Source organism: Phenylobacterium sp., from assembly GCF_030698145.1.
Taxonomy (GTDB): Bacteria; Pseudomonadota; Alphaproteobacteria; order Caulobacterales; family Caulobacteraceae; genus Phenylobacterium.
The window spans coordinates 1-2,349 of sequence record NZ_JAUYNW010000010.1 but is presented as its reverse complement, the minus strand read 5'-3'; the positions used below and the strand labels follow the sequence as shown (position 1 = coordinate 2,349).

Genomic DNA, 2,349 nt, shown 5'->3' with positions numbered 1-2,349 from the left:
GAACGACGACCCGGAGCGAAACTCGTTGCGGCTGCTTCCTTCCGGACCTGACCGGGTTGGCGAGGCGTCCGCCCGTCGCCGATCTCCACCCCCTATATCGCGGCCTTGAGGGTCGCGCGCAAGCGCTGGCGCAGCTACAACTCCGCGCATGCCTCTTTCCGCCTTCCAAAACACCTTCGCCGGCAACCCGCTGAACCGCGCCAGCGAGAAGCGAACCGATGTCGCCTGGCTGACCGAACAGCTCCGCTCCGACGAATCGCTCGCCGTGGCGATCTGGAACGGCAAGCCCTTCGTGGAGACCGCCAAGGACGGCGGCCTGCAGATCGCCTACCTGCCCGCCAAGATGGCCGAGGAGCTGTCGGGCGGCGGCGAACGGCTGCTGTTCCTCGGGCTCTGGCAGGAGACCGCGGTCTTCGCCGTCGACCTGGAGGGCGGGGCCGACCCCGCCGACGGGCCGCTGTCGGGCCTGGGCCGATTCGAGGACCTGCGCGCCGTGGCCCTGCGCCTGCCGCCCACCGACGCCGCGATCATGGCCACCTCCAAGCAGATGTTCGAATGGCGCCGGCGCCATCGCCACTGCTCGGCCTGCGGCGAGCAGACCGACGTGGTGGAAGGCGGGTGGAAGCGCGCCTGCGCCGCCTGCAAGGCCGAGCACTTCCCGCGCACCGATCCGGTGGTGATCATGCTGGCGGTGCACAAGGACCGCTGCATGCTGGGACGCCAGGAGATCTGGCCCAAGGGCATGTTCTCGGCCCTGGCCGGCTTCTTGGAGCCCGGCGAGAGCATCGAGGAGGCCTGCGCCCGCGAACTGCACGAGGAGGCGGGCCTGAAGACGGTGAGCGTCCGCTACCACTCCACCCAGCCCTGGCCCTATCCGTCCTCGCTGATGATCGGCCTGATCGCCCAGGTGGAGGACGACGACGCCACCCCCGACCAGACCGAGCTCTCCGAGGTCCGCTGGTTCACCAAGGCCGAGGCCCGCGACGTCCTGGCCGGCAAGGGCGACGGCGTCAACGCCCCCGGCGGGATGGCCATCGCCCACCAACTGCTGAAGGCCTGGGCCGAGGAGGACTAGCGCCTCTTGGCGAGGGCGTTGACATCATCCATAGCGGGCGCATGTCAACGTCGCGACCGCACGTCATCATCATCAACGGCGTCGGCAGCGTCGGCAAAAGCTCGACGGCTCGCGCGCTTCAGGCGGTCACCGCAGAACCGTTCTTGCACGTCGCCATGGACGCCTTCGTCGAGATGATGCCGGCGGCGATGTTCGGCCATCCTGAAGGGCTGGTCTTCGAAACCATCCAGGACCAAGGCAAGCCCTCCGTCGTCATCAGGACGGGCCGAGTCCTCGAGCGCGCCATGCGGGGAATGCGCCACGCCATCGCCGCCATGGCGGCGCAGGGCAACAACCTCATCGTCGATGACGTGATGATCGGACAGGGCGAAGCCGCCGAATACCGCCGCCTTCTGTCAGGACACGCCCTGCGTCTTGTGGGCCTCTTCGCGCCCCTTGAGGTCCTGGAAGCGAGGGAGCGCGAGCGCGGAGACCGGGAAATAGGCTTGGCGCGTTGGCAGTACGATCGGGTTCACCGGGACGTCGCATACGATCTGGAGCTCGACGCCAGCGCGGCGACACCGCTCGAGAACGCCGAGAAAATTCGCGACACCTTCGGGCTATGACCAACTTCAGCAACATGCAGCGCTAACGCCGCCCGATCTCCAGCACCACCGGGATGTCCTCGCCCTTGCGGGTGCGGCGGTCGGTGCGGGCCGCCTCCAGGGCGTCCGAGAGTTCGCGGGCGAAGCGGCCGACCTCGCGGTCGAGCTTGCCGGTGACCTTGATGGTGTAGGGCGGCACGAGGTCGCTCACCCCCGTCCCCCAGATCATCGAATCGACGAAGGCCGGGATGCTGGAGCCGTGCCCGGGCAGGGCCTGGATGGCGTCCTTGAGCCGCGTCGTGAACGCCTTGATCGTTGGGCAGTCGGCGGCGTCGATGGCGATGATCTTCATCTAGCCGCGTGACCGGAACGGGTCGGCCGGATAGACGCCCATGACCGTGAACTGCTCGGAGAAGAACTGCAGTTCTTCGAAAGCCAGCGCCAGGCCGCGGTCCTCGGGACGGCCGTCGACCTCGGCGTAGAAGAAGGTCGCCGTGAAGGCGCCGTTCTCCATGTAGCTCTCCAGCTTGGTCATGTTGACCCCGTTGGTCGCGAACCCGCCCATGGCCTTGTAGAGCGCCGCCGGCAGGTTGCGGACCCGGAACACGAAGCTGGTCACGCAAGGCGTGGTGAAGGGCGGCGGGGCCGGGTCCTTGTCGGCGGTCATCACCAGGAAGCGGGTGGTGTTGT

3 protein-coding genes, 1 other RNA gene and 1 pseudogene are annotated in these 2,349 nt (G+C 67.9%); 2 read left to right on the top strand and 3 right to left on the bottom strand.

Features of this window, described 5'->3' with window-relative positions; all coding sequences use genetic code 11:
- An RNA gene (gene ffs / locus Q8Q77_RS00720) (signal recognition particle sRNA small type) lies at window positions 1-87 on the bottom strand; the annotation flags it as partial.
- Between the two features lie 61 nt (window positions 88-148).
- Here ffs and nudC point away from each other — a divergent pair.
- Both nudC and Q8Q77_RS00710 read left to right on the top strand, forming a co-directional pair.
- Window positions 149-1,075 carry an NAD(+) diphosphatase gene (nudC, locus tag Q8Q77_RS00715; RefSeq protein ID WP_305580153.1) on the top strand — a complete coding sequence of 309 codons (927 nt, stop codon included), beginning with the start codon at window positions 149-151 and terminating at the stop codon, window positions 1,073-1,075.
- A gap of 41 nt (window positions 1,076-1,116) precedes the next feature.
- Window positions 1,117-1,680, top strand: coding sequence for a chloramphenicol phosphotransferase CPT family protein (locus Q8Q77_RS00710; RefSeq protein WP_305580151.1), 564 nt, complete (start codon window positions 1,117-1,119; stop codon window positions 1,678-1,680).
- A 22-nt stretch (window positions 1,681-1,702) separates the two neighbouring features.
- Here the strand turns inward: Q8Q77_RS00710 and Q8Q77_RS00705 are convergent, their stop codons facing one another.
- Window positions 1,703-2,011 (bottom strand): hypothetical protein, encoded by a 309-nt coding sequence (locus tag Q8Q77_RS00705; RefSeq protein WP_305580149.1) that lies wholly within the window; start codon window positions 2,009-2,011, stop codon window positions 1,703-1,705.
- A pseudogene (locus Q8Q77_RS00700) lies at window positions 2,012-2,349 on the bottom strand (prephenate dehydratase); the annotation flags it as partial.